A 24703-nucleotide genomic window follows, 5' to 3' on the forward strand; every position below is an offset into this window, starting at 1 on the left:
CGTCTAATCGAGCATGGCCAACACCACCGTCGCCGAAACCGCGACCACTCGTATGACCGATACCGGATTGCTCATCCTGCGCATCGCCACCGGCGCGACGATGCTGCAAGCGGGCCTGATCAAGGCATTCGACTTCGGAACCGCCGTGGGGTTCATGGAGTCCAGCGGCTGGCGGCTACCCGGGTTCGGCGCATTCATGGTCACCGCGGCCGAAACCCTGGGCGGCATCGGCCTGCTGCTGGGGGTCCTCACGCCACTGGCCGCGTGCGCGGTGATCGGCGCGATGGCCGACGCCTGGGCCGTGAACGTATCGACGGACGCGTTCTGGTCCCAGCCGTTCAACGTTCCGTTCCTGGCCGCATTCGCCGCCGCGGCGCTGCTGTTCACCGGCGCCGGCGCATTCTCGGTCGATGATCGCGTGGTCGGCCGCCCCCGCCTGTCGGCCAGGGCCGCGGTGGGACTTGTGGCGCTCGGAGTCGTCGTCGCCGTCGTGACCTGGGTCGCGTTGAACGGGACCAACCCCATCCACGTCACAAAGCCAACCGTCTGAGACCCCAGCGTGGGCCTTGTGCACGGAACTTCCGCCGAGGCTGTGTATGAGGCCCACGTTCGTGGCCACGGGCGATCTGGGCTACTCGCCAGAAACCTACCCAAAAGTAGGATTGCCACCATTTTCCGAACCGTGACTCAAAGATTCCTTAATAGTGACCCATACGCTCAGTGTCATGTGGATCGACGACACCAGTGCAGATGTCATCAAGGTCGACTTCGAGGCCCTCTACCACGGCGATTTCCTCGTCGAGGGCGACACCTCGGAGCAGTTTGACGACTACCAAGAACTGCCTACCGCGGTATGAGAAAACGCGCGCCTCGCGGCGCGCGTTTCCCATCTTCAGTTTGCCGTAATTTACCCCTTCAAGGGCCACAGTCCTCGCTCAGGCGAGGACTGCTTCTTTCTCAGGCTCGGGTTCGCCCGCGCCGACCATGTTCGCCAGCCGCCCGCTGATCAGCTCCTCGGCCTCCGACACCATTCGCGAGACGAGTTCGCCGCACGTGGGGATGTCGTTGATCAGGCCCATCGAGGTTCCGACCGACCAGATGCCTGCGTCGAGATCGCCGATCTCATAGACCTTCACGCCGCGTTTGCCGGCCACCAGATCCTTGACGTCCTCGAACTGGCCGCCGTCTTTGAGGATCTGCACCACCTCACGTGAGACCGCGTTGCTCGCGACGCGGGCGGTGTTGCCCAGGCTGCGGAAGATCAGCTCGGTGTCGAGCTCGGTGCCCGCCACGATCGCTTCCTTGACCTTCTGGTGGATCGCCGATTCCGCGGTGCACATGAACCGCGAGCCCATGTTGACGCCGTCGGCGCCCAGCGCCAGAGCGGCCACCAGACCACGCGCGTCGGCGAAACCGCCCGAGGCGATCATCGGGATGTCGATCTTGGCCGACGCTGCCGGTATCAGCACCAGGCCCGGGATGTCGTCCTCACCGGGGTGACCGGCGCACTCGAACCCGTCGATGCTGATGCCGTCCACACCCAGGCTCTGCGCCTTGACCGCATGGCGCACCGAGGTGCACTTGTGCAGCACCTTGATCCCGTTGGCGTGGAACATCGGCAGGTGCGGCGCCGGGTTGGAGCCCGCGGTCTCCACGATCTTGATGCCGGAGTCGACGATCACCTGGCGGTACTCGTCATATGGCGGCGGGTTGATCGTCGGCAGGATCGTCAGGTTCACACCGAACGGCTTGTCGGTGAGCTCACGGCACCGCTCGATCTCGCGGGCCAGATCTGCCGGGGTCGGCTGGGTCAGTGCGGTGATGAAACCCAACGCACCGGCATTCGCCACGGCCGCCACGAGTTCGGCGCGGCCGACCCACTGCATGCCACCCTGCACGATGGGATGCTCGATCCCGAACGTCTCGGTGAACTTCGTCTTCAATGCCATATGTTCGCCTTCCTGGTTAGCTGAGCTGTCGGCTCTTCGCGCAAGCGCTCATCGCGGAGCCATGCGGATAGCACCGTCGAGGCGGATGACCTCGCCGTTGAGCATCGGGTTTTCGATGATGTGCACGGCCAGGGCGCCGTACTCATCGGGATCGCCCAGTCGGGCCGGGTGCGGCACCTGCTGGCCCAGCGACTTCTGCGCCTCCTCGGGCAGCGAACCCAACAGCGGGGTCTTGAACAGACCCGGGGCGATGGTGCACACCCGGATCAGCTCACGCGACAGATCCCGCGCGATCGGCAGGGTCATACCGACCACGCCGCCCTTGGACGCCGAGTAGGCGGCCTGCCCGATCTGACCGTCGAACGCCGCGACCGAGGCGGTGTTGACGATGACGCCGCGCTCCTCGTTCTTGAGAGGCTCGGTCTTGGCGATGCGCTCGGCGGCCAGCCGGATCACGTTGAACGTGCCGATCAGATTGACCTCGACCACCTTGCGGAAGCCATCCAGCGGGAACGCCCCGTTCTTGGACAGGGTCTTGATGGCATTGCCGATGCCGGCACAGTTGACGTTGATGCGCACCGGGCCCAGCGATTCGGCGACATCGAGCGCCTCGGACACACCGGCCTCGTCGGTCACATCGGTGCCCACGAACCTGGCCCGATCACCCAGCTCGGCCACCACCTCTTCACCCTTGAGGTCGATCACCACCACCGAAGCACCCGCGTCCAGCAGCCGCTTGGTGGTCGCCAATCCCAGGCCCGAAGCACCGCCGGTGACGACGGCTACCGCGTCTTTGATCTCCACTTACCGCATTCCTTTCCGGCCGGCATGGCGCCGGCCTCCTGATGTGGTTGAACTAAACCCAGTCCCGCAGAACGGCTTCGGTGTCGGCGCCGCGCGGGCTCGGCGGAGTCGGCACCGCCGTGGCGCTGCGCGAGAACCGTGGTGCCGGCATCGGCTGCAGGTTGCCCTCGTCGTCGAAGAACGTGTCGCGCTCGGCGATGTGCGGCTCGGTGAGCACCTCGGCGAACGACAGCACCGGCGTCGCACACGCATCGGTGCCGGCGAACACCTCGGCCCAGTGATCGCGGTCGTGCGCGGCGAAGGCCGTGGTGAAGGCCTCACGCAACTCGGGCCAGCGGGCCATGTCGTTCTGAGCCGGCAGGTCGGCGCCATCCAGGCCCAGACCCTTGAGCAGCTCGGCGTAGAACTGCGGCTCGATCGCACCGATGGCCATGTATTTGCCGTCGGCGGTCTCATAGGTGTCGTAGTAGGGCGCGCCGGTGTCGAGCATGTTGGTGCCGCGCTCGTCCGACCACAGGCCGTTGGCACGGAAGCCCCACATCATCTGCATCAGCACGGACGATCCGTCGACCATGGCCGCGTCGATCACCTGCCCCTTGCCCGAGGTCTGGCGCTCGAACAGGGCCGAGAGGATGCCGACGAGCAGGAACATCGACCCGCCGCCGAAATCACCGGCCAGGTTCAGCGGCGGCACCGGCCGCTCACCCTTGCGGCCGATCGCGTGCAGCAGGCCGTTGAGCGAGATGTAGTTGATGTCGTGGCCCGCCTGCAGGGCCCGCGGACCTTCCTGGCCCCACCCCGTCATCCGGGCGTAGATCAGGCGGTCGTTGATCTTGGCGCAATCCTCCGGACCCAGCCCCAGGCGTTCGGTGACACCGGGCCGGTAACCCTCGATCAGCACGTCAGCCTTGGAGATCAGGTTGAGCACGAGCTCGCGGCCCTCGTCGCTCTTGAGATCTGCCGCCACCGAACGGCGGTTGCGAAGCATCGAATCCCGATCACCGGCCGGCACTCCCCCGCTGCGACCCGGCCGCTCGATCCGCACGACGTCGGCACCCAGATCGCCGAGAATCATCGCCGCGTGGGGGCCCGGGCCGATACCGGCCAACTCCACAACGCGCAAACCCTGCAGTGGTCCTGCCATGCTCTTCCGCCCTTCGCGTGTTAGGCCTTGGTTGACCGGTGACATAGCTTACTTGTATAACCTTCTCGACCGGCATGGCCATAGCCGGCCCCGCCCGGACCGGGCCTCTGGCCCGTCAGACCTAAGGTGCATAGATGACCGTGACCCGCGAGTACCCCGACGTAAAAGACGTGACCGTGTCGCTCGAGGGCGGTGTGCTGTCGGTGACGCTGAACCGGCCCGACAGCCTCAATTCGCTGACCCAGGACATGCTCGTGGCGATCGCCGATGCCATGGAACTGGCCGCCACCGACGCGGGAGTGCGCGTGGTTCGCCTCGGCGGCGCGGGCCGCGGATTCAGCTCCGGCGCCGGAATCAGTGAGGAAGACCAGAACGCCAAGAGCCACGACGCCGAAGGCGTGCTCGACGCCGCCAACCGCGCCGTCGCATCCATCGTGGCGCTGCCCAAGCCGGTCGTGGCCGTCGTGCAGGGACCCGCCGCCGGCGTCGGGGTGTCACTGGCACTGGCGTGCGACGTCGTGCTGGCCTCGGAGGCGGCCTTCTTCCTGCTGGCCTTCACCAAGATCGGGTTGATGCCCGACGGCGGTGCGTCGGCTCTCGTCGCCGCGAACATCGGCCGGATCCGGGCGATGCGACTGGCGCTGCTGGCCGACCGCCTCACCGCCGCCGACGCCTACGACTGGGGTCTGATCAGCGCCGTGTACCCCGCCGACGAGTTCGACGCCGCGGTGGACAAAGTCATCGCCAAGCTGCGATCGGGTCCGGCGGTGGCCCTGCGCGAGACCAAGCAGGCCGTCAACGCGGCCACGCTGACCGAGCTCGAGGGTGCCTTCGCCCGCGAGCGCAAGGGCCAGCTGCAGCTGCTGGTGTCCGACGATTTCCGCGAGGGCACCAAGGCCTTCCAGCAGAACCGGCGCCCGGAGTTCACCCAGCAGTAGGCGCCCGCCGGGGCTCACGCCGGCGAAAATCGTTGGACTCAACCCACTCCGAGTGGGCACCATCGAATGTTGTGAGCATGCAAGACGACATCCAGACGCCGGTCGGTCAGACCGGCGGCTGGCGTGTGCTCGCGCCCTTCCGCATCCGTGAATACCGGTTGCTGATCGCCGCGGTCACGTTGTCGATCTTCGCCGAGGGCATGTGGTCGGTGGTGATGGCTTTGCAGGTCATCGCGATCGACAACGATCCGGCCTCGCTGTCGCTGGTGGCCACCTGCCTCGGCGTGGGCCTGGTGGCGTTCGTTCTCGTCGGCGGGATCGCCGCCGACCGGGTCAACCAGCGCACGATCATCATCGCGGTGGAGACGGTCAATCTGGTGACGGTCACGACCGTCGCGGTGCTGGGGCTGCTCGACCTGCTCAAGATCTGGCATCTGGCCGTCGCGGCGGGCATTCTCGGCATCGCCGCGGCGTTCTTCTTTCCGGCCTACAGCGCTCTGCTGCCCCGCATCCTGCCGCCGGAACAATTGTTGGCGGCCAACGGCGTCGAGGGCGTGGTGCGCCCGGTCTTCCAGCGCTCGGTCGGGCCTGCGGTGGCGGGCATGGTGATCGCCGCGACCTTCCCCTCACTGGGTGCGGTCGTCGTGGCCGTGCTGTTCGGCGCTGGCCTGGTCCTGCTGGTCGCCACCCGCCCCACCGTGGATTCGGTTGCGGCACAGGGCGATGTCGACCGCCCGCACGTATTGCGCGATCTGCGTGAAGGTTTCGCGTTCATGGTGCGCACCCCGTGGCTGCTGTGGACGCTGTTGTTCGCCAGCATGTTCGTGCTCGTCGTCCTCGGGCCGATCGAGGTGCTGCTGCCGTTCATCGCCCAGGACCGGTTCGCCGACGGCGCCAGGGCGTACGGATTCATCCTGGCCTTCTTCGGATTCGGCAGCGCGTTGGGGGCCCTGACGGTGTCCTCACGCCGGATGCCGCGGCGCTACCTGAGCACGATGATGCTGATGTGGGGGCTGGGCTCGGTGCCGTTGGTGGTCGTCGGCGTCACTTCGTCGTTCCCGTTGATGGCGCTGGCCACGTTCTGCGTCGGCGTCACAGACGGTGCGGGGATGGTGATCTGGGGAACGCTGCTGCAGCGCCGGGTGCCGACGGAGATGTTGGGCCGGGTCTCAAGCCTGGACTTCTTCGTTTCGCTGGCGTTCATGCCGCTGTCGTTCGCGATCGTCGGCCCACTGTCGAAGGTGGTCTCGATGGAGTCCATCTTCCTGGTGGCCGGGCTGCTGCCCGCCGTCCTGGCCGCGGTGGCCGTGACCGCGGCCCGCATGCCGCGCGACGAACTGGCGCACCCGCTGCGTTAGGTGAACACCCCCGCCTCGGCAGCCGCGATCGCGGCGTCGACCGCACGATCGGCGTCGGCGACCGTGAGAGTCCGCGTACTGGTGAGGAATTGGTAGTAGAGCGGGGCGGAGACCTGCCGGATGACCGCGGCGGCATCGGTCCCGGCAGGCGCCTCGCCCCGCTCCACCGCGTCGGTCACACACCCGGCCCACTCGGCGATCCGCCGGTCGTAGAACACCTGCAGCGCCGCCGCGGTGTGCTGGTCGCAGGTCGCCGCGGCGATGGCGGCCTTGAACAACCGGCCTTGGCGGGCATCGTTGAGGGTGCGACGTACCAGTGTCGCGTTGGCCCGGAGATCGCCGCGCAGTGAACCGGTGTCGGTCCGTGACACCGACTGTTCGGCCTTGTCGGCCAAGAGGTCTGCCACCAACGCCGGCACCGAACCCCAACGCCGGTACACCGTCGACTTGCCGACGCCGGCCCGCTCGGCGACCGCCGTCAGTTCCAGACCCTCCAGCCCGGCCTCGATGAGTAGGTCCGCCGTCGCGCGCAGCACCGCAGCGCGGACGGCCGCGGTGCGCCCGCCCGGGCGTTCGGCTGCCATTCGGGTGATCTTATTAGGAATATTGTGCCGTTAGTAGTGTTGTTCCTTATCGGGAAGACAATCTCGTTAAGGAGTGGGAATGGAATATCGCAAGGTTGGCGACTCTGAGCTCGTGGTGTCCGAACTGAGCTTCGGCGCAGCGACTTTCGGTGGAACCGGCGAGTTCTTCGGCGCCTGGGGCGACACCGGGGCCGACCAGGCACGGGCGATGGTCGACCTGAGCCTGGAGGCCGGCATCAATTTGTTCGACACCGCGGACGTGTACTCGGACGGCGCCTCCGAAGAGGTACTCGGCGCAGCGCTGCGCGGGCGCCGCGACAGCGTACTGATCTCCACGAAGGCCGCGCTGCCGACCGCCCCCGACGACTGGGGAACGTCACGGGCACGGCTGTTGCGGGCCGTCGATTCCGCGCTGACGCGTCTGCAGACCGACCGCATCGACCTGTTCCAGTTGCACGCGTACGACGCATTCACCCCGATCGACGAGGTACTGCAGGCCCTCGACACACTCGTCGATCAGGGCAAGGTGCGCTACACCGGAGTGTCGAACTTCTCCGGCTGGCAGCTGATGAAGTCCCTGAGCCTCGCCGAAAAGCACCATCGCCCAAGGTATATCGCACACCAGGTGTACTACTCACTGATCGGGCGCGACTACGAATGGGAGCTCATGCCGTTGGCCATGGCCGAAGGGGTCGGCGCGCTGGTGTGGAGCCCGTTTGGCTGGGGCCGGCTGACCGGGAAGGTCCGGCGCGGCCGGCCACTGCCCGAACGCAGCCGACTGCACGCAACCGCGGACGCGGGGCCGCCGGTCGACGACGAACTTCTCTACGGTGTCGTCGACGAACTCGACGCGATCGCCGAAGAGACCGGCAGAACCGTGCCACAGGTAGCGCTCAACTGGCTGCTGCGCAGACCCACGGTGTCGTCGGTCATCATCGGGGCACGTGACGAGCGCCAGCTACGCGACAACCTCGGCGCGGTCGGGTGGGCGTTGGATGCCGGCCAGATTGCGCGACTGGACGCCGCAAGCACCCGCGACGCGCCGTATCCCTACTTCCCGTACTTCCGCCAGGACGGGTTCGCGCAGCTCAATCCGCCTCTCGGTGCAACCCGGTGAGATGCGTGTAGGCCGCCGCGTTCAGCTGGTTGTGGCCGACCTCGTCCTCGCTGAGTTCTCGGCGCACCTTGGCAGGCACACCGGCCACCAGCGAGCGCGGCGGCACCACCATGCCCTGGGGCACCACCGCACCGGCGGCAACCAGTGAGCCGGCGCCGATCACCGCGCCGTTGAGCACCACCGCACCCATCCCGACCAGGCTGTCCTGCTCGACGGTGCAGCCGTGCAGCACCACGTTGTGACCCACCGTCACCCCGGTGGCGATCCGGCACGGGAAACCCGGGTCGACGTGGACGGTCACCCCGTCCTGGATGTTGCTGCCCTCACCGACCTCGATGGGTTCGGCCTCGGCGCGCAGCGTGGCGCCGTACCAGACGCTGGTACCGGCGGCCAGCGAAACCTGGCCGATCACACTGGCATTGGGCGCAACCCAGGCGTCCGGGTCGATCTGCGGGGTATGACCGGCGACGGAGACGATCAGCGGCTCTGGCATGCCGGTCATGGTAGACAGCCGACCGGCCGGCTCACGCGCCCTGGTACACCTTGCGGTAGCTCGACGGGGACATCCCGAGCCCGCGCCGCAGATGATGACGCAGGTTGCCCGCGGTGCCCAGCCCCGAACGCCTGGCCACCTCGTCTACTGACAGGTCCCCTGATTCCAGCAGCTCGCGGGCGAGGTCCAGCCTGCGGCTACGGATCCAGGCACCCGGCGCCTGTCCGGTCTCCTCACGGAAACGACGGTTGAACGTGCGGGCACTCATGTGGGCATGGGCGGCCAGCCGCGTCACGGTGAGTTCCTCGTCAAGATGCTGCAGCGCCCAGTCGCGTGTGGCAGCGGTCGAGGCGTGATCGGTGACAGTGAACCCGTGGTCGATGAACTGCGCCTGTCCGCCCTCCCGCCACGGTGGCACCACGCAGTAGCGGGCCACCGAGTTGGCCACCTGGGCACCGTGATCGGTACGAATGATGTGCAGGCACAAGTCGATTCCGGCGGCCAGGCCCGCTGAGGTCAGAATGTCGCCGTCGTCGACGAACAGGATGTCCTCGTCGAGGAGTACATCGGGGTGCAGTCGGCGCATATCCGCCGCGAAGCGCCAATGAGTGGTGGCCGGCCGACCGTCCAGCAGGCCCGCGGCAGCCAGTACGAAAGCCCCGGTGCAGATCGACACCAGCCGGGTACCGGGGCGGATCCGCGACAGGGCCTGCGTCACCTCGTCGCCCAGCACACCCTCGGCCCGCGCTGGTGCGTACCTGGTGCCCGGGATCACCACGGTGTCTGCCGATTCCAGCGCCTCAGCTCCCGCGGTGGGCACCATCGCAAACCCGGTCGTCGACGGCACCGGGTCGGTGGTGAGCCCGCACGTCACGACGTCGTAGAGGGCTTCATCCTCGCGGCCGTCGCCGCCACGGGCGCTGGAGAACAGCAGCGGCGCGATGGTGGCGTCGAAGCCGACCACCGGGGCCAGCAGCAGGACGGCAACGCGGTGCACGACCGCCAGTGTGGCACGTTTTTGATGATTGCTGTCGTTTATGCCACTGGTACCGACGGCCGTCCTCGGCGAAAGTGGTCGGGTGACTCGAAACCTCGACCGGGCTGCGGTGCCTCCGCGCGTCCGCATCCACTGGGCCTGGGTGGTCGCCGCGGTGAGCTTCGTGGCGATCCTGGGCGCGGCCGGGTTCCGGTCCATTCCGGGCGTGATGATGAATCCGCTGCACCATGAGTTCGGCTGGTCGCACGGCACGGTCGGGCTGGCGATGTCGGTCAACATGATGCTGTACGGACTCACCGCACCGTTCGCCGCGGCGCTGATGGACCGCTTCGGAGTCCGGCCGGTGCTGACCGTGTCGCTGCTGCTGATCACGACAGGGTCGGCCTGCAGCATTGCCATGACGGCCAGTTGGCAGTTGGTGCTGCTGTGGGGCGTGTTGGTCGGCGTCGGTACCGGGTCGATCTCGATGGGATTCGTGGCGACCATCGCCACCCGCTGGTTCGAACAGCGCCGTGGACTCGTCACCGGCGTGCTCACCGCGGCCAGCGCCACCGGTCAACTGCTGTTCCTGCCGGTCGTCGCGGCCGTCACCACGCAACACGGCTGGCGCTGGGCATCGTTGATCGTCGCTGCCGCCTCGCTGGCCGTCGTGCCCCTCGTCGCGCTGTTCATGCGCAACCGCCCCGCCGACCTGGGTTTGGCTCCCTACGGGGCAACGGAACTCGTCCCGCCCACCCCGGCCCCGGCGGGCGGCTTCAAGACGGCCTTCGACGGCTTGCGCATCGGCGCACGGACCCGCGTGTTCTGGCTGCTGGCGGGGAGCTTCGCGATCTGTGGGATGACCACCAACGGCCTGATCGGCACGCATTTCATCCCGGCCGCCAACGACCACGGCATGCCCACGACGGTCGCCGCGGGTCTGCTTGCCACCATCGGCATTCTCGACGTTGCGGGCACGGTGTTCTCCGGCTGGCTCACCGACCGCGTCGACCCTCGGCTGCTGCTGCTCGTCTACTACGCGGGCCGCGGCCTGTCACTGATGCTGTTGCCGTCACTGCTCTCCCCGCACGCCGAACCGAGCACCTGGGTCTTCGTCATCTTCTACGGCCTGGACTGGGTGGCGACCGTGCCGCCGACCATCGTGCTGTGCCGCGACTACTTCGGGGATCGTTCGCCGGTGGTGTTCGGCTGGGTGTTCGCCTCCCACCAGGTCGGCGCGGCCATCGCCGCCGCGGGCGCCGGGTGGCTGCGGGATCTCAACGGCAATTACGACCTGGCCTTCCGGCTGGCCGCCGGGCTGTGTTTCGTCGCCGCAGCGCTATGCGTCAGTATCCGAAAAGCCCAGGTCACAAGCGCCGAGCCGGACCGAGTGGACACTTCGGCTTTGCCGTAACCGCTTCGTTACGCATACCATCCGATGCGGCGCCGCGGGGAACGCTGAGGTTGTTGTGTACGCGGTTGCTCGCCATCGTCGCGCCGAGAGCCGTGTAACGCGTCACCGGCAGCCGACGACTACAGGCTAGGCATGAGCGGGAGGAAAGACCCACCGATGAAGACTCGCACCAAGACTCTGGGCGTTGCTGCGGCAGTCGCCGCGATCACGGCGTCGCTGCCGTTGGCGGTCACCGCCTACGCCGACCCGGCGCCGACGACGACCACAGCCCCGGTCGTGGAGATCCCCGACCCGCAGGGCTCCGGCTGCGACAACTTCAAGAAGGCCATGCCGGACTGGAAGAGCCTCGCGGATCTGCCCACCGGCAAGGTGCTGGCCAGCATCCCGGATATCAGCACCTTCAATGCCGCACTGTCGGGCGGGCTGAACCCGAGCGTCAACATCGTGCCGGTGCTCGACAACGGCCCCTACGTGATCTTCGCGCCGACCAATGACGCGTTCGCGGCGCTGGAGCCGGGCAAGCTCGACGCGCTCAAGGCCGATCCGGCCGCGCTCACCAGCCTGGACTACTACCACGCGTTCCTCGGCCTGCTCGGCCCCGATGACGTCAAAGGCCAGCGGCCCACCCAGCAGGGCGCCGAGGTCAAAGTGACCGGCAAGGGCGGCGACATCAAGGTCAACGACACCGCCAAGCTGGTCTGCGGTCCCATCCAGGCGCAGAACGCCCGGATCTACCTGATCGACACCGTGCTCGATCCCAACAGCCCGCCGGAGGCCCTGGTGCCGACGGTGTCGGGCACCAGCACCACGACCACCACCAAGCCGGCGGAGTCGGCGACCCCGGCTGCCGACGCGCCGATCGGCTGATCTTCTTCTCTGCGCGCGGACTCTCCGCGAGCAGACACAAAACTGCCACCTTTTCGTTCGAAGAGGGGCAGTTTTGCGTCTGCTCGCCGGACATCAGGCGGCAGGTTCAAGGTGGCTCCTGATTCGGGAGCACAGTTCAGCGGGATACCGTCGGACATCATCGACCACGGCCGGCACGCTGATCCAGCCGATCTCCTGCAACCGGGCAGATTTCATCCGGTCATGCTTGACCGCAACAGGATTCGCGTGCCAATCCATGCTGTCGTATTCGGCTGCCACCCGGCACTCAGGCCAGGCGAAATCCACGCGCCACAGTTGTCCGTGTCGGTCGACGATCTCGTACTGCAGTTCTGGGGTGGGTAAGCCCCAATCGATGAAGACCAACCTCATCTCCGATTCCATCGGAGATTCGGCCCTGCCGTCAGCGTGAGGCAACAGTTCACGCACCTTCACCACGCCGCGGCGGCCGCGCTGTTCCTTGAGCGCGTGCTCGAGTTCGACTGCCGCGCAGGTACCGCTGCGCAGCGCGGCGTCAAGCGTGGCCAACGCGCGTGGACGCCGCAACGTTCGCGCCAACTCGATGGCAGTCCAAGCCGGCGCGGTTAGCAACCGACCATCGACTTTCTTGAGCGGAGCGCCAATCCGTTGATGCACCATGATGTCTGGCGATGGCCTCATGCGTACCCCCGGGTCGAGAACGTGGGTCCGAACCGTGTTCTCGGTGTCAAAGCCGTAGAACTGAGCGGCCGTACCCAGACAGCCCACAATCGGCGTCTCCGACAGCAGGTCAAGTCCACAAAGCCGACGAAATGTATCTGGTGGGCCCAACGAGTAGACACCGTGCCACAACCGGACGATCTCACCGTCGCGGACCCGACGCGCGAGTGTCCGGTACGTCATTACGGCCAACAGTTGGTTCGTGGTCGCGACGCCGTTGTTGAGAGCGAACACTTCGTCGAGCGTCATGCCGGTGATTGTTTGCGGACAATTCCGCAGCCGCCACGATCTGCGCTCCGGCTCTGTGGATAACTTCGCGAGCAGACGCAAAACTGCCCCTTTTCGCGCGAAAAGGGGCAGTTTTGTGTCTGCTCGCCGGAAGGCTTGTCGTGAAGCTAGACGCCGAGCTCGCGTCCGATGATCTCCTTCATGATCTCGGTGGTGCCACCGAAGATCGTCTGGATCCGTCCGTCCACGTAGGCGCGGGCAACCCGGTACTCCATCATGTAGCCGTAGCCGCCGTGCAGCTGCACACACTGGTCGACGACCTTCTTGGCGACCTCGGTGGCCCACCACTTGGCCTTGGCCGCCTCGACTGCGGTCAGCTCACCGTCGACCACACCCTGCAGGCAGCGGTCGAGGTAGTTCTCGGTGACCTCCAGCTCGGTTTCCATCTCGGCGAGCAGGAACCGGTTGTGCTGGAAGCTGCCGATCGGCTGACCGAAGGCCTTGCGGTCCTTGGCGTATTGCAGCGTCTCCTGGAAGACCGCACGGGCACCGTAGATCGCCGAGATGGCGATGCCGAGCCGCTCCGAGGGCAGGTTGGTCATCAGGTGATAGAAACCGCGACCTTCCTTGCCCAGCAGGTTGGCGTTCGGTACCCGGACGTTCTCGAAGTGCAGCTCGGAGGTGTCCTGGCTGTGCAGGCCCATCTTGTCGAGCTTGCGGCCGCGGGTGAAGCCCTCCATGCCCCGCTCCACCACGAACAGCGTGAAGCCCTTGTGACCGGCCTCGGGATCGGTGCGGGCGACCACGACACACAGGTCGCAGTTGATGCCCGACGAGATGAACGTCTTGGAGCCGTTGATGATCCAGTCATCCCCGTCGCGCACCGCCGAGGTCCGGATGCCCGCCAGGTCGCTGCCTGCGCCCGGCTCGGTCATCGCGATCGCGATGATCAGCTCGCCGGTGGTGATGCCGGGCATCCAGCGCTGCTTCTGCTCGTCGTTGGCCAGCTCCTTGAAGTACGGGCCGACGACGTCGTTGTGCAGGCTCAGCGCCGGGCCGTGCACGCCGGCCTTGGCGATCTCCTCGTCGATGATGGCGTTGAACCGGAAGTCATCCGAGCCGCCGCCGCCGAACTCCTCGGGCATGTTGAACCCGATGAGGCCGTACTTGCCTGCGGCGGTGTAGGCCGACCGGTCGACGATGCGCTCGGTCTCCCACTTTTCGGCGTTCGGCACGAGCTCGCGCTCGATGTACTCCTTGACCGTCTCGCGGAACGCCTCGTGTTCTGCGGTATAGATCTGTCGCTTCATGGCTTACTTTGCCTTCCAAACAGGTTCGCGCTTCTGGGCGAAGGCCAGTGGCCCTTCCTTGGCATCCTCGGTCCGCAGCAGGGTGCTGAACTCGCGGTTGGTGCGCTTCCAGCCGTCCTTGTCGCCGGTGATGACGCCCTCGTCGACCCCGTAGGCGACGCGCTTGCTCGCCTGCACGGCTAGCGGCGCGTTGCCCGTGATCCGTTCGGCCAGCTTGAGTGCCGCATCGACGACGGTGCCGTCGGGCACCACCTGATTGATCAGGCCCCAGCGCAGCGCGTCGGCGGACGACATCGGCTCACCGGTGAACAGCAACTCGTTCGCCACCTTGCGGGGCAGCTGCTCGGCGATGCGGAACACGCCGCCGGCGCCGGCGATCAGACCCCGCTTCACCTCGGGCAGACCGAATTTGGCGTTTTCCTCGGCGACGATCAGGTCACTGGCCAGGGCCAGTTCGGTGCCGCCGCCCAGGGCGGTTCCGTTGACCGCGGCGATCGTCGGCTTGTCGATGAAATGGCTGACATAGCCGGCGAATCCGTATTCCGGATGATCGGGGTGAAAGAGGTTCTCGCCCCGCGAGATCGCCTTGAGGTCGGCGCCTGCGCAGAACGACTTGTCGCCCGATCCGGTGATCACGACAGCGCGGATCTCCGGATCGTTCTGGGCCTGCTCCAGCGCATCGCCGACGGCGACGCTGACCGAGCCGTTGATCGCGTTGCGCGCCTCGGGCCGGTTGATCGTGATGAGCAGTACGTTGCCGCGCTTTTCAACAATCGCGCCGAGCGCGCCTTCGTCGGTCACAGGAGCTCCAGGATGGTCGCGTTGGCCTGGCCGCCACCTTCACACATGGTCTGCAGGCCGTACTGAATGTTGTTGTCCCGCATGTGGTACAGCAGGGTGGTCAGGATACGGGCACCGGAGCCGCCGAGCGGGTGGCCCAGAGCGATCGCACCGCCGTTGGGGTTGAGGCGGCTCTCGTCGGCGCCGATGTCCTTGAGCCAGGCCATCGGAACCGGGGCGAACGCCTCGTTGACCTCGAACGCGCCGATCTGGTCGACACTCAGGCCGGACTTGGCCAGCGCCTTCTGGGTGGCCGGGATCGGCGCGGTCAGCATGATGACCGGGTCGGCACCGGCCAGTACCGCGGTGTGCACCTTGGCAAGCGGCCTGAGCCCCAGGTCTTTTGCCTTCTCCGCAGACATGACCAGCAGCGCGGCCGATCCGTCGGAGATCTGGCTGGAGTTACCGGCATGGATCACGCCGTCCTCCTTGAAGGCCGGCTTGATGGCGGCCATCGACTCGACGGTGCCGCCGCGGCGGATGCCACCGTCCTCCAGTACGACGTTGCCGTCCTGGTCCTTGATGCCCACGATCTGGTCCTTGAACGCACCGGCATCCTGTGCGGCAGCGGCCTTCTCGTGCGACCGCAGGGAGAACTCGTCGAGCTGGGTGCGCGACAGGCCCCACTGCTCGGCGATCATCTCGGCGCCGACACCCTGGTTGGGGGTCTTGTTGTCGTAGCGCTCCCGGAAGGCCTCCGGGTAGGGGTGCCCGCCGCTGGCCAGCGAGGATCCCATCGGGGTACGCGACATCGACTCGACGCCACCGGCGACGACGACATCGTAGTGACCGGCGACCACGCCGGCGACGGCGAAGTGCAGGGACTGCTGGCTGGAACCGCACTGGCGGTCGACGGTGACACCGGGAACGGTCTCGGGCCATCCGGCGGTCAGCAGTGCGGTGCGGGCGATGTCGAGCGCCTGCTCGCCGGCCTGCATGACGCAGCCCCAGATGACGTCGTCGACGAGGGCGGGATCGATCCCGGCGCGCTGCACGAGGCCGTTGAGCACCTGGGCCGACAGCTCCGACGGGTGCACACCCGAGAGGGCACCGTTGCGCTTCCCGACGGGCGACCGGACGGCCTCGACGATGACGGCTTCAGCCATGACTTCTCCTTTGAAGGGTGGGTGTCGCGACCCCAGTGGAGCCGAACGGGGCGCTCGAGGTGAAAATAGACCAGTAGGTTTACTAGGTCAACCTACTGGTTGGTAGATCCAGATGTTCCGTTCCTGCGGTGAACAGATGGTTTACTGAGTTGTACAGCTGACCGTCCGGCCAGCGCAGTAGTTGTCCTACCCGGGAGTGTCTGGTGGCTCGAACCACACCGCTGGCGCCGATGATCGGCCCTGACGCGATAGCACCGCAGGCACCGGTCCGCTCTCCGAAGACCGCCGAGCTCGTCGCTGGCACATTACGGCGCATGGTCGTCGACGGCCAGCTCAAAGAGGGCGACTTCCTGCCCAACGAAGCCGAGCTCATGGAGCATTTCGGGGTCAGCAGGCCGACGCTGCGCGAGGCCGTGCGGGTGTTGGAGTCCGAGCGTCTGGTCGAGGTGCGCCGCGGCTCCCGCACCGGCGCCCGAGTCAGAGTTCCCGGCCCCGAGATCGTCGCCCGCCCGGCCGGGCTGCTGCTCGAACTCTCCGGAGCCGATATCGCCGACCTCCTGGTGGGGCGCGCGGCGATCGAGCCGATGGCCGCACGCCTGCTCGCCGAGAAGGGTGATGAGGCGGCGTTCGCAGAGCTGGAACGGATGCTCGACGAGCACATCCCGAAGGATCACCAGTCGGACCAACTGGCCGCGACCACCGGTGACTTTCACCGCCGTGTGGTGGAGCTGTCGGGCAACGCCACGCTCGGCATCATCGCCGGCATGCTGCACGAGATCACCGTGCGGCACCACGCCTTCCTGTTCAAGGAGCGCCGGCCGGTATCGAAGTCCGACTACGACAAGCTGATGCGCTCCTACCGCAAGCTGATCCAGCTCATCCGCTCCGGTGACGGCGACGCCGCCGAAGCGCACTGGCGCAAGCATCTGGACACCGCACGGATCCTGATGCTGCAGGACATCGAGAGCGTCAAGGTCCGCGACGTCATGCGCTGAGCCTGCGCGCTGATCACCGAGCCTGCACCCAGCTCACGTTTCGCGGCAAAGTGACGATCTGTGCGCAGTTTCGAGGATCGGTGCGCAGTCTCGAGGACCACAGCTAGTCCGGCCACACCGCCAGCCGCGCATCGGTATCCCGCCAACCATCTGCGGTCTTCCATCGCATCGGCAGCAGCCGGTAGCGCCAGCTGCCTGCCGGACCGTCCGGGCCGACGTGGTCGACCGTGATCGAGATCAGGTCCGCATCAAGCCTTTTGGCGTGCGTCTCCAGGTAGATGCCGGCCTCGTCGTCGAGCTCGGACATCAATTCTCCGAACAGCAACCGCGGACCCGGTGCCCGATGCAGCAGCACGCACTGCGCCCGCTCCGGACAGTGGCGGGCCCGGACTGTGGCGTGACACTGCGTGTCGACACTGCCCAGGTCGCTCGTCAACCGCCCGGACTCATCAACCCATACCGCGACCGGCTCAGGTGGTGACGTCATCTCGCTGGACATGGACCGGTAGCTCGTCGTCCCAGGGCTGGCGCGTCACCATGTCGGCGACCTTGACGTAGCCCCGCTCGAATTCCCCGGTGGCCGCGTCGACGAGCCGGTACTGCTGGGTCTGGCGCTGGATCGGCTGGGCGTCGAGCATGACGATCCGCACCTCCCCCGGCTCGAAATGGCACCGCTTCTGCAGGGCGGCCACGAGCTGTTCATTGCTCATGTGCCCGTCACCGAAGTTCCAGCCGATGGCCGTGGAGACGATCCGCTCGCCATCGGTCAGCACGTAATCGTCCTCGTTGTGGCCGGCCATCGCCCGGTGCGCCAGGGTGAACAGCGCCCGGCCGTGAGAGTTGAAGCCGCGGAACGCATATCCCATGTAGAGGTACATCTGCGCGACCTCGGGGCTGCCGTAGTACCGCTCCATCTGGGCGGCCGGCATGCTGGCGATCGCGACGATGTTCTTCTCGATCTTCTCCGCGGCCGAGGGTTTGACGCACCACAGCGAGGTGTCCCAGTTGCCGGCGTAGTAGCGCATGCCGGGCAGGAACGAGATCTTGCGCGGGAACAGGTTTCCCAGCACCACGGTGCCGGCGACCACCGCGAACAACACGATCGGCCACGGGCTGCCCAGGTCGCCCAGTCCGATGCCGGCGTGCCCGACGAACAGCGCCAGCACGGAGAACATCATGAAGACGTTCCACTCCAGCGGCACGCCCATCGGGATGGAACTCAGGATGCCGAAGTGGAACACCAGCATGACGAATGCCGCGATCGCCGTCGGCCAGCCCCCGTGGGAGAAGAACAGCACCAGCGGCACCAAACCCTCGATGGCGGTGGAGAAATGAGCCACGAAGCGTGACGGCCGGCCCGGGCGAAGGTCGTCCGGGAAGTGCTCGAAGAACTTGCGCTTGATGAACCGCGGCCGGAACACCGGGTTGTTGCTCATCATCGTCGAGATGACGAACGGGAAGTGCTTGGTGAACTTGGAGGTGGCCGCGCCGATCCAGATGGTCAGGCAGATGAGTTTGGCCGCGATGATGATGTCGGGGCCGGCGAAGAGGAAGCAGACCGCCAGCGAGCCGTAGACCTCGCCGCGGGCGGCCAGGAAGATCACCTTGTCCCGCAGACCGGCCACCGCCAGCAGACCGACGATCGTGGCGGTCTGCCACACCGGCAGCACGCCGATCTCGCTGCCGAGTTCCGGGATGGGGCCGGTGCCCTGAGAGAACAGGGCGACGACCAACGCCACCAACAACGCCCCGTACAGCACGACGTCGACGACGGTGCGGCTGTCCCCCTTGGTCAGAGGCACCCGGTTCGGCCATGGTGGCAGCCGAATCGTCTTGGGCCGCAACCAGTACAGGATCGATCCCATGGGCGGAAAGAACCGGTTGTTCAGCGGACCGAAGCCGCAGCCGAGGCCGATGACCTCGAACAGCATCGTGTAGAACACGACCTTCTGGTAGACGATCGGCTCGGCGTACCAGGAGGTCACAGCGGAGAACCCGCCCGCCCCTTCCAACCCGGTGGTGTTAACCGCGATCAGCCAGGCGCCGAGGATGTAGGCCAGGATCTTCACGACGTAGAACAGGTGCAGCGCAATCGGGGTTCCGAAGCCGACCTCGGCCCAGTGCCGTGCCATCGGCTGGATCTTCTCCGCGCGAGTGCCCTTGCTCCACTGCTCGAAGTCGATCTCGGGAGATTCCTGTTTGAGAAAGCCCATGCCCGACAGATTAGAACGTGTTCTAGTGCCGGGGTAGTCGTTCTGGCCAGTCAGCGGTCATCTGCCCGCCGGACGAACTAGGACGTCTTCGCCGGCGGCCGGAAGAAGATCACCAGCTGGCCGATGCCACCCGCCAGACCGAGCACCACCGCGATCGCCAACCCGCACCAGCCGTGCAGCAGGTGGTAGAAGCTGCAGTTGGAGAACAGCAGGTGATCAAGGCTGTAGCGACCGGCCCCGGTGCCTGCGATGGCCACTGCGGCCACCGCCAGGACCAGGTTGTACTCCCAGCCCTCCTTGACGATGAAGAACCCGTTGTGCCGGTGCACGGTCCAGGCCGCCACCAGCATCAGCGCCACGAACCCGGCCGCGGGCACCGGGGTCAGCAGGCCGAGGGCCAGGCCGAGACCGGCGGCGATCTCGGTGCCGGCCGCGACCCGGGCATGGAACAGACCCGGCTTCATGCCGATGCTGTCGAACCATCCCGCGGTGCCCGGGATCCGCCCGCCACCGAAGAACTTGTTGTAGCCGTGTGCGGCCATGGTCAGGCCGAGCACCACGCGCAGGAGCAGGATCGCAGTGTCGTAAGCGGAGGAAGCCATGTAACAGAATGTAGGACATCTGTTAAGCGGCCGCCCAGCCCCCATCCACACTGAGGATCACGCCGTGGATGTTTCCGGCGTCATCACCGGCCAGGAATGTCACCGCCGCGGCCACCTCCGCGGGGGTGCTCATGCGGCGCGAGGGGATGCGGGCCAGTACTGGCGCGACATGATCGGCGGCCTCCAACGCTCGCTCCGTGGCGATCGGCCCGGGTGCCACCGCGTTCACCCGCACCCCGCTCGGGCCGTACTCGACCGCCCACGACTTGGTCAGCGAGTGCACCGCCGCCTTGGTCGACGAGTACAGCGCCGAGCGGTCTCCGCCGATCAGCCCGGTGATCGAGCCGACGTTGACCACCGCTCCGTGGCCGCGCTGGGCCATGCCGGGCGCCAGCGCCCCCGTCAGCAGGAAGGGCGCGACGACGTTGGTCTGATACGACTCCAGCAGTGCCTGCTCGGAGACCTCGCCTGTAGGTTCCGGCATTCCCCAGATGCCTGCGTTGTTGACCAGGATGTCAATCTGCCCGCCGGCGGCCGCGGTGGCCTGCTGCGCGAGGCGCTGCACCTCGTCGCCTCCGGCCCCGAGGTCTGCCGCGACGAACTCGGCCTGCCCTCCGGCGCTGCGGATCTCGGCGACGACGGCATCGCCGCGTTCCTTGTTGCGACCGCTGACGACGACGAAGGCGCCCTGGTCGGCCAGGGCCTTGGCGATGGCGACCCCGAGGCCGCCAGTGGATCCCGTGACAAGTGCTGTGCGGCCTTGCAGGCGCGTAATGTTTGGACTCATGAGTCCAGGTATAGGCCGCTGAAAATGGACCTGCAAGTCCAGAAACTGACGGCCAAGGGCGAGGCCACCCGGCGTCGGATCATCGAGGGAGCCGCCGCGGTGATCCGCGGCCGCGGTGTGGCCGCCACCACGCTCGACGATATCCGCGCCCACACCCAGACCTCCAAGAGCCAGCTGTTCCACTACTTCCCCGACGGCAAGGACCAGCTATTGCTCGCGGTGGCCGAACGCGAGGCGCAGATGGTGCTGGAGGATCAGCAGCCCTACCTCGGCGAGTTGACCTCATGGGCCGCCTGGCAGCGCTGGCGCGACGCCGTGGTCGAGCGCTACCGCCGCCAGGGCCAGAGCTGCCCGCTGAGCCTGCTGATGTCAGAGATCGGCCGCACCACTCCCGGCGCCCAGGCGGTCACCAAAGCCCTGCTGCGGCAATGGCATGACGAGATCTCAGCAGGGATCCGGCACATGCAGTCGCAGGGAAAGATCGCCGCCGATCTGGACGCCGACCGGGTGGGCGCCGCGCTCCTTGCCGGGATCCAGGGCGGGGTCAGCGTGATGTTGGCGTCGGGCGATCTGAGCTACCTGGAGTCCGCGCTGGACGTCGGCATCGCGATGCTGCGCCGCTAGCCCCGCGGGACCATCACAACGCCGCCTCAAGCCGGTCGAGGTACGCGTCGACATCCCCGACCGCCGACTCCGCGGCGAACACGCTGACCGAAATGGTGTCCCCCACGCCCGTCACGCAGTGGGTGAGCCCCACCATCGGCGACAAGCCCGGAAACGCTGCTGCCAGCCGCACCGGCATACCGCCGAGACCGAAATCCGCGGCACCGCAATTCACGCTGGAAACCACGGTGTTCCCGGTGACCGTCGCCGAACGCGTGTCGGGATTGAATTGGCCGATCCCCCACCGCAGCAGTGGGGCCGGCGTGGCGGCGAACGCACGTTCCGAGGCCCGCATCGCAGGGTGTGCGGCGCGTTCCCGGCGCGCCGCCAGTTCGGCGGCGATCGCGTCGCGGCGCTGCGCCACCGGCAGCGAGGGGTACAGGCCCACGCCGACCGTGCCGAAATGGTTGTACGCCTGGCGCGGACCGGATTTCGCCATGGTCACCTCGGCGCCCAGGGTGGCCGGATCCGTCCCGAGCTCACGGAGTTGACCAGCGAGGGCTTCGGATATCCCGGCCAGTGCAGACACCGTCACCGTGGCGCCCGACAGCTGCGCTCGATCCCGGACGACCGTCCGCATGCTGCGTACACCCGAGGGGCGGTCGTTGGTCCGGAGCGGCGGGCGTGGTGTCGCGGCCGGCGGCACCCGCCCGGCCTCGGTGTCGGCCACCAATTGCCTATGGGCCCTTGCCGCTTCGATGCTTCGCCAGGGCAACATCGCCGGGTGGCCGTACACCGGCACCACCGGCGCGACCGTTGCCTGTCGGCCGAACATCACCGCGGCCGGGCCGCAGGTGCGCCCACCGCCGCCGAGGGCATGGGTGATCTGCAGGACCGCCGCGGTGCCTGCGCCGGCGACACCGGGCATCCCCTCGACTCCGGGGAAGACGTGCAGCCGCCACGGCAGCACCTGAGCGTCGAGTTGATCGTCCACGAGCCTACTCACGGCCGCCAGGCAACCCAGCCACGTCGAATCGTCGAGATCGTGTACCACGAATCGGGATTCGTCGACACGGGACGGAACCCATGCCGGGTAGTGCAGCCGGGCGGTGTCGTCGATGCGTTGCGACAGATCCGGTCCGGTACGGGCGTTCGCCGCCAACTCACCCAGTGCCCCCGCCAGATCGGCAGGTACACCGTCGAATCCGTAGAGCAGGAAGGTGTCGTTGGGCATCCTGGACGACATCCAGAACATCTGCGCATCGACCGCAGTGAGTCGGTTAGTCGGCACGTCCGACGAAATCCAGGATGCGGGCGGCCGTGACATCCGGCTGATCGAGTTGCAGGAAGTGACCGCCGGACTCGACGACGTGGGCGTCGCTGCCCGCCGGCAGCACCTCGCGCACCCACCGGATGTAATCCGGTGCGGCACAGCCATCGTCGGTGCCGTGCAGGTACAGCGACGGCAGCACCGGCGCCAGCAGCCAGTGCTTGTGCAGCTCGGCGTACTGCGCCGGCGGTTTGCTCATGCGGATCGTGGCCCGGTAGTAGCCCAGGGCAGCGCGCCACCGATCCGGCGCACCGATGGCGGCGTCGACATGGCGCAGGTCCTCGGCCGCGTCGTATCCGGGCGACCACGTCTTCCACAGCCGGGGCACCACCCAGGACGCGGAACGCTCAGGAAGCCACGGCAATTGGAAGTACACCATGTACCAACTGCGCAACGCCTGACGCGGCAACTGGGCCAACAGCTTGCCGGCTTCGGGCACCCGGCCCAACGGCTGAAACGATGCCAACGGCGGCACCGACATGATCACGGCCTTCGTGAACGGATTGTCCGGCAACGCCGCAACACCTGACGCCGCCATGGCACCCCAGTCGTGGCCGATGATGACGTCGCGCCCGGTCGGGCCGACCGCCTGCAGCACGCGCAGGGCGTCGTCCATCAGAGCCCCGACGTGATAGCTCCCGTCGGCCGGAATCGACGAGGGCAGGTAACCCCGCATGAACGGCGCCACCACTTTCCAGCCGGCCTCCGCCAGAACCGGCGCCACTTTGCGCCAGCCGTGGGCTGTGTCGGGAAAACCGTGCAGACACAACGCAACCGGGCCATCCTCAGGCCCCCACACCAGCGCCCGCAGCTGTACAGCCGGGGTGGCGACATCGATCCAGCGTGGCTCGGTCACAGCGGCACCGGTTCATACTCGGACATCAGCCAGCGGTCGCCCTCTTTGACCATGGTGGCCCGGGCAACCGACGGAGTCTTCTGCGGCATGTGATTTCCGACCTGGACGCTCTGGTTGACGAACAACACCAGTTCGACGGTGCCGGGCTTCACGCTCACCGTCCCCGCGCGCAACACCTCGGCGACGGCCGCGATCTGCTGAGCATGCGCTGCCGGGATGACCTCGTTGATCATCGCGGTGTAAGTCCCGAGAAAGTCCCCGGTCATCCGGTCGCGGGCCGCGGTGAGCTGCTGATCGACGGTCTCGGTCTCATACGACAGCATCTGGGCGGTGATCTCTTTGGCCGCCTGAACCGCTTCATCTCGGGCCGTGGCGCTTTGGTCCTCCGACACGGTCAGCCACCGCAGCACCGCGCAGGTCAATGCCAACACCAGAGCGATTGCCCCCAGCACCACCGGCAAGCCGACCCGCCGGCGTGCGCGCGACGGTTCGGGTTCGGCAGGCTCTTCAGCGGTCTCGTCAGCTTCGCTCTCGTTGGCCTCTGTCTCGTCAGCCTCGGCGTCTTTGCTGGCCTCCTCGGCGTCGACCGACTCCTCCACCACCGACTCGACGTCAGCAGACTCCACAGCTGCGGCCGGTTCCTCGGCGATCGATTCTTCGACGGTTTCCGGCTCGGGGCTTGCCGATTCGGAGTTCTCCGCAGCAGCCGCCGCGGCCTTACGACGCCCGGCCGGCGGCATCGTGTGCCGGCCGCTCATTGGATGAACTCCACGTTGGAAACCTTCGCCTTGCCTTCAATGTCCTGCACCGTCAACACCATTCGCCACACCTGCGGCGTCTGCTCAGGTACGCCCGCATTCGTCGACCGGACGGTCACCGACACGAGAACATCCGCCCTGTCGTCGGAGTAGGACTCCAGCCCCGATGAGGTCACCGTGCCCACCGACTTCGACTTGATCTGCTTGACCACTTCGAGGAAGGACTTCGATCGCTTCTCGAAGTCGTCGTAGAACTTTCCGGCCGACGTGTCCAGCACTCGCTGGATGTCGTCTTCGGCGTGCTCCCAGTCGATGCTCGTGAGGTTCGTGGCGCCCTGCCGTGCGGTGTCCACGAACATCGCGCGTCGCTGCTGCTCGTGATGCACCTGATAGAAGTTGTAGCCCAGCCAACCGGTCAGTGCCGCGAGCGCGACGACGAGCACCACTCCGACAAGCCCCGCGGTCGGCCCGCGCGGGAACCCGCGTCGCTTCGGTGCGGAAGCCTCAGCAGCCTCTTCGACCACTTCGGCCTCGGGTTCTGAGGCCTGGGCTTCAGGGGCGGACTGGCTCGACTCCTCGGTCTCGGTCGGCTCGACCGGCTCGGTGTCGGCGCTGTCGGCTGCCATTCATCTGCTCCTCGGTGGCACTGCGTGGCGCGTGCAATGGCACGCGTGCGGTCCAAAGTACGTGGCACCGGTCACACCGTCATCAGCG

At 67.0% G+C, this 24703-nt stretch carries 27 protein-coding genes; 9 read left to right on the plus strand and 18 right to left on the minus strand.

Annotation, left to right across the window (positions count from 1 at the left end; genetic code table 11):
• The first annotated feature begins 13 nt into the window (after positions 1 to 13).
• Together EH231_RS13570 and EH231_RS34585 are read left to right on the plus strand one after the other, a co-directional pair.
• Positions 14 to 550: a DoxX family protein gene (locus EH231_RS13570; RefSeq protein WP_090428053.1), complete on the plus strand. Its 537-nt coding sequence runs from the start codon at positions 14 to 16 to the stop codon at positions 548 to 550.
• A gap of 175 nt (positions 551 to 725) precedes the next feature.
• Positions 726 to 857 (plus strand): hypothetical protein, encoded by a 132-nt coding sequence (locus EH231_RS34585; RefSeq protein WP_088305117.1) that lies wholly within the window; start codon positions 726 to 728, stop codon positions 855 to 857.
• A 78-nt stretch (positions 858 to 935) separates the two neighbouring features.
• On the opposite strand, the gene EH231_RS13580 is transcribed toward EH231_RS34585, so the two are convergent.
• From EH231_RS13580 to EH231_RS13590, 3 genes are read right to left on the minus strand one after another with little or no spacing between them, the layout of a single operon-like run.
• Complete coding sequence (locus EH231_RS13580) at positions 936 to 1949, minus strand: NAD(P)H-dependent flavin oxidoreductase (RefSeq protein WP_090428050.1); 1014 nt, start codon at positions 1947 to 1949, stop codon at positions 936 to 938.
• A gap of 48 nt (positions 1950 to 1997) precedes the next feature.
• A complete protein-coding gene (locus EH231_RS13585; protein ID WP_090428047.1) occupies positions 1998 to 2753 on the minus strand; it encodes a 3-hydroxyacyl-CoA dehydrogenase in 756 nt (251 codons plus the stop codon).
• 52 nt (positions 2754 to 2805) lie between these two features.
• On the minus strand, positions 2806 to 3897 hold the full coding sequence (locus tag EH231_RS13590; RefSeq protein WP_124712560.1) for a CaiB/BaiF CoA transferase family protein: 1092 nt from the start codon (positions 3895 to 3897) through the stop codon (positions 2806 to 2808).
• A 134-nt stretch (positions 3898 to 4031) separates the two neighbouring features.
• Here EH231_RS13590 and EH231_RS13595 point away from each other — a divergent pair, with 134 nt between their 5' ends.
• Entirely contained in the window at positions 4032 to 4835 is an 804-nt protein-coding gene (locus tag EH231_RS13595; RefSeq protein ID WP_090428041.1) for an enoyl-CoA hydratase, read from the plus strand.
• Positions 4836 to 4912: 77 nt separating this feature from the next.
• Entirely contained in the window at positions 4913 to 6193 is a 1281-nt protein-coding gene (tet(V), locus tag EH231_RS13600) for a tetracycline efflux MFS transporter Tet(V) (protein ID WP_090428038.1), read from the plus strand.
• Here tet(V) and EH231_RS13605 read toward each other — a convergent pair.
• Positions 6190 to 6777: a TetR/AcrR family transcriptional regulator gene (locus EH231_RS13605; protein ID WP_090428035.1), complete on the minus strand. Its 588-nt coding sequence runs from the start codon at positions 6775 to 6777 to the stop codon at positions 6190 to 6192. The two genes, tet(V) and EH231_RS13605, sit on opposite strands and share 4 nt — an antisense overlap.
• A 79-nt stretch (positions 6778 to 6856) precedes the next feature.
• On the opposite strand from EH231_RS13605, the gene EH231_RS13610 reads away from it, so the two are divergent.
• A complete protein-coding gene (locus EH231_RS13610) occupies positions 6857 to 7894 on the plus strand; it encodes an aldo/keto reductase (protein ID WP_124712561.1) in 1038 nt (345 codons plus the stop codon).
• On the opposite strand, the gene EH231_RS13615 is transcribed toward EH231_RS13610, so the two are convergent.
• Complete coding sequence (locus EH231_RS13615) at positions 7866 to 8387, minus strand: gamma carbonic anhydrase family protein (RefSeq protein ID WP_090428949.1); 522 nt, start codon at positions 8385 to 8387, stop codon at positions 7866 to 7868. The two genes, EH231_RS13610 and EH231_RS13615, sit on opposite strands and share 29 nt — an antisense overlap.
• A 31-nt stretch (positions 8388 to 8418) precedes the next feature.
• Positions 8419 to 9384, minus strand: a complete 966-nt coding sequence (locus EH231_RS13620; RefSeq protein WP_090428030.1) for a GlxA family transcriptional regulator — start codon at positions 9382 to 9384, stop codon at positions 8419 to 8421.
• 40 nt (positions 9385 to 9424) lie between these two features.
• Between EH231_RS13620 and EH231_RS13625 the strand changes: the two genes are divergently transcribed.
• Both EH231_RS13625 and EH231_RS13630 read left to right on the plus strand, forming a co-directional pair.
• Positions 9425 to 10777: an MFS transporter gene (locus tag EH231_RS13625; protein WP_170856301.1), complete on the plus strand. Its 1353-nt coding sequence runs from the start codon at positions 9425 to 9427 to the stop codon at positions 10775 to 10777.
• 156 nt (positions 10778 to 10933) lie between these two features.
• Positions 10934 to 11644: a fasciclin domain-containing protein gene (locus EH231_RS13630; RefSeq protein WP_090428027.1), complete on the plus strand. Its 711-nt coding sequence runs from the start codon at positions 10934 to 10936 to the stop codon at positions 11642 to 11644.
• A 93-nt stretch (positions 11645 to 11737) separates the two neighbouring features.
• Here the strand turns inward: EH231_RS13630 and EH231_RS13635 are convergent, their stop codons facing one another.
• The 4 genes from EH231_RS13635 to EH231_RS13650 form a co-directional block, all read right to left on the minus strand.
• Positions 11738 to 12610 (minus strand): type IV toxin-antitoxin system AbiEi family antitoxin domain-containing protein, encoded by an 873-nt coding sequence (locus EH231_RS13635; RefSeq protein ID WP_124712562.1) that lies wholly within the window; start codon positions 12608 to 12610, stop codon positions 11738 to 11740.
• Between the two features lie 146 nt (positions 12611 to 12756).
• Positions 12757 to 13899, minus strand: a complete 1143-nt coding sequence (locus tag EH231_RS13640) for an acyl-CoA dehydrogenase family protein (RefSeq protein ID WP_124712563.1) — start codon at positions 13897 to 13899, stop codon at positions 12757 to 12759.
• A gap of 3 nt (positions 13900 to 13902) precedes the next feature.
• Positions 13903 to 14700, minus strand: a complete 798-nt coding sequence (locus EH231_RS13645; protein WP_124712564.1) for a crotonase/enoyl-CoA hydratase family protein — start codon at positions 14698 to 14700, stop codon at positions 13903 to 13905.
• Positions 14697 to 15845, minus strand: coding sequence for a thiolase family protein (locus EH231_RS13650; RefSeq protein WP_124712565.1), 1149 nt, complete (start codon positions 15843 to 15845; stop codon positions 14697 to 14699). The genes EH231_RS13645 and EH231_RS13650 overlap by 4 nt, the downstream gene beginning before the upstream one ends.
• Positions 15846 to 16048: 203 nt before the next feature.
• Between EH231_RS13650 and EH231_RS13655 the strand changes: the two genes are divergently transcribed.
• Positions 16049 to 16840, plus strand: a complete 792-nt coding sequence (locus EH231_RS13655) for a FadR/GntR family transcriptional regulator (RefSeq protein WP_090428011.1) — start codon at positions 16049 to 16051, stop codon at positions 16838 to 16840.
• A gap of 103 nt (positions 16841 to 16943) precedes the next feature.
• Here the strand turns inward: EH231_RS13655 and EH231_RS13660 are convergent, their stop codons facing one another.
• The 4 genes from EH231_RS13660 to EH231_RS13675 form a co-directional block, all read right to left on the minus strand.
• The gene (locus EH231_RS13660) at positions 16944 to 17339 is read right to left on the minus strand and encodes a hypothetical protein (protein WP_090428943.1); all 396 of its coding nucleotides are present in this window, start codon (positions 17337 to 17339) and stop codon (positions 16944 to 16946) included.
• Positions 17311 to 19053 (minus strand): DUF3556 domain-containing protein, encoded by a 1743-nt coding sequence (locus tag EH231_RS13665; protein ID WP_090428008.1) that lies wholly within the window; start codon positions 19051 to 19053, stop codon positions 17311 to 17313. The genes EH231_RS13660 and EH231_RS13665 overlap by 29 nt, the downstream gene beginning before the upstream one ends.
• Before the next feature lie 77 nt (positions 19054 to 19130).
• Entirely contained in the window at positions 19131 to 19655 is a 525-nt protein-coding gene (locus tag EH231_RS13670) for a DoxX family protein (RefSeq protein WP_044519897.1), read from the minus strand.
• 22 nt (positions 19656 to 19677) lie between these two features.
• A complete protein-coding gene (locus EH231_RS13675) occupies positions 19678 to 20442 on the minus strand; it encodes an SDR family NAD(P)-dependent oxidoreductase (protein WP_090428004.1) in 765 nt (254 codons plus the stop codon).
• A gap of 24 nt (positions 20443 to 20466) precedes the next feature.
• Between EH231_RS13675 and EH231_RS13680 the strand changes: the two genes are divergently transcribed.
• On the plus strand, positions 20467 to 21066 hold the full coding sequence (locus EH231_RS13680) for a TetR/AcrR family transcriptional regulator (protein WP_090428002.1): 600 nt from the start codon (positions 20467 to 20469) through the stop codon (positions 21064 to 21066).
• A gap of 13 nt (positions 21067 to 21079) precedes the next feature.
• Here EH231_RS13680 and EH231_RS13685 read toward each other — a convergent pair whose 3' ends face one another.
• Genes EH231_RS13685 through EH231_RS13700 form a run of 4 tightly spaced genes read right to left on the minus strand, consistent with a single transcriptional unit; the run spans position 21080 to position 24615 of the window.
• Positions 21080 to 22336, minus strand: a complete 1257-nt coding sequence (locus EH231_RS13685) for a WS/DGAT domain-containing protein (protein WP_124712566.1) — start codon at positions 22334 to 22336, stop codon at positions 21080 to 21082.
• On the minus strand, positions 22326 to 23231 hold the full coding sequence (locus EH231_RS13690; protein ID WP_124712567.1) for an alpha/beta fold hydrolase: 906 nt from the start codon (positions 23229 to 23231) through the stop codon (positions 22326 to 22328). The genes EH231_RS13685 and EH231_RS13690 overlap by 11 nt, the downstream gene beginning before the upstream one ends.
• The gene (locus tag EH231_RS13695) at positions 23228 to 23989 is read right to left on the minus strand and encodes a hypothetical protein (RefSeq protein ID WP_164480881.1); all 762 of its coding nucleotides are present in this window, start codon (positions 23987 to 23989) and stop codon (positions 23228 to 23230) included. The genes EH231_RS13690 and EH231_RS13695 overlap by 4 nt, the downstream gene beginning before the upstream one ends.
• A complete protein-coding gene (locus EH231_RS13700; RefSeq protein ID WP_090427993.1) occupies positions 23986 to 24615 on the minus strand; it encodes an Rv1363c family protein in 630 nt (209 codons plus the stop codon). Before EH231_RS13700 ends, EH231_RS13695 begins: the two co-directional genes overlap by 4 nt.
• Positions 24616 to 24703 lie beyond the last annotated feature (88 nt).

The sequence above is a fragment of the Mycolicibacterium nivoides genome (assembly GCF_003855255.1).
Taxonomy (GTDB): domain Bacteria; phylum Actinomycetota; class Actinomycetes; order Mycobacteriales; family Mycobacteriaceae; genus Mycobacterium; species Mycobacterium nivoides.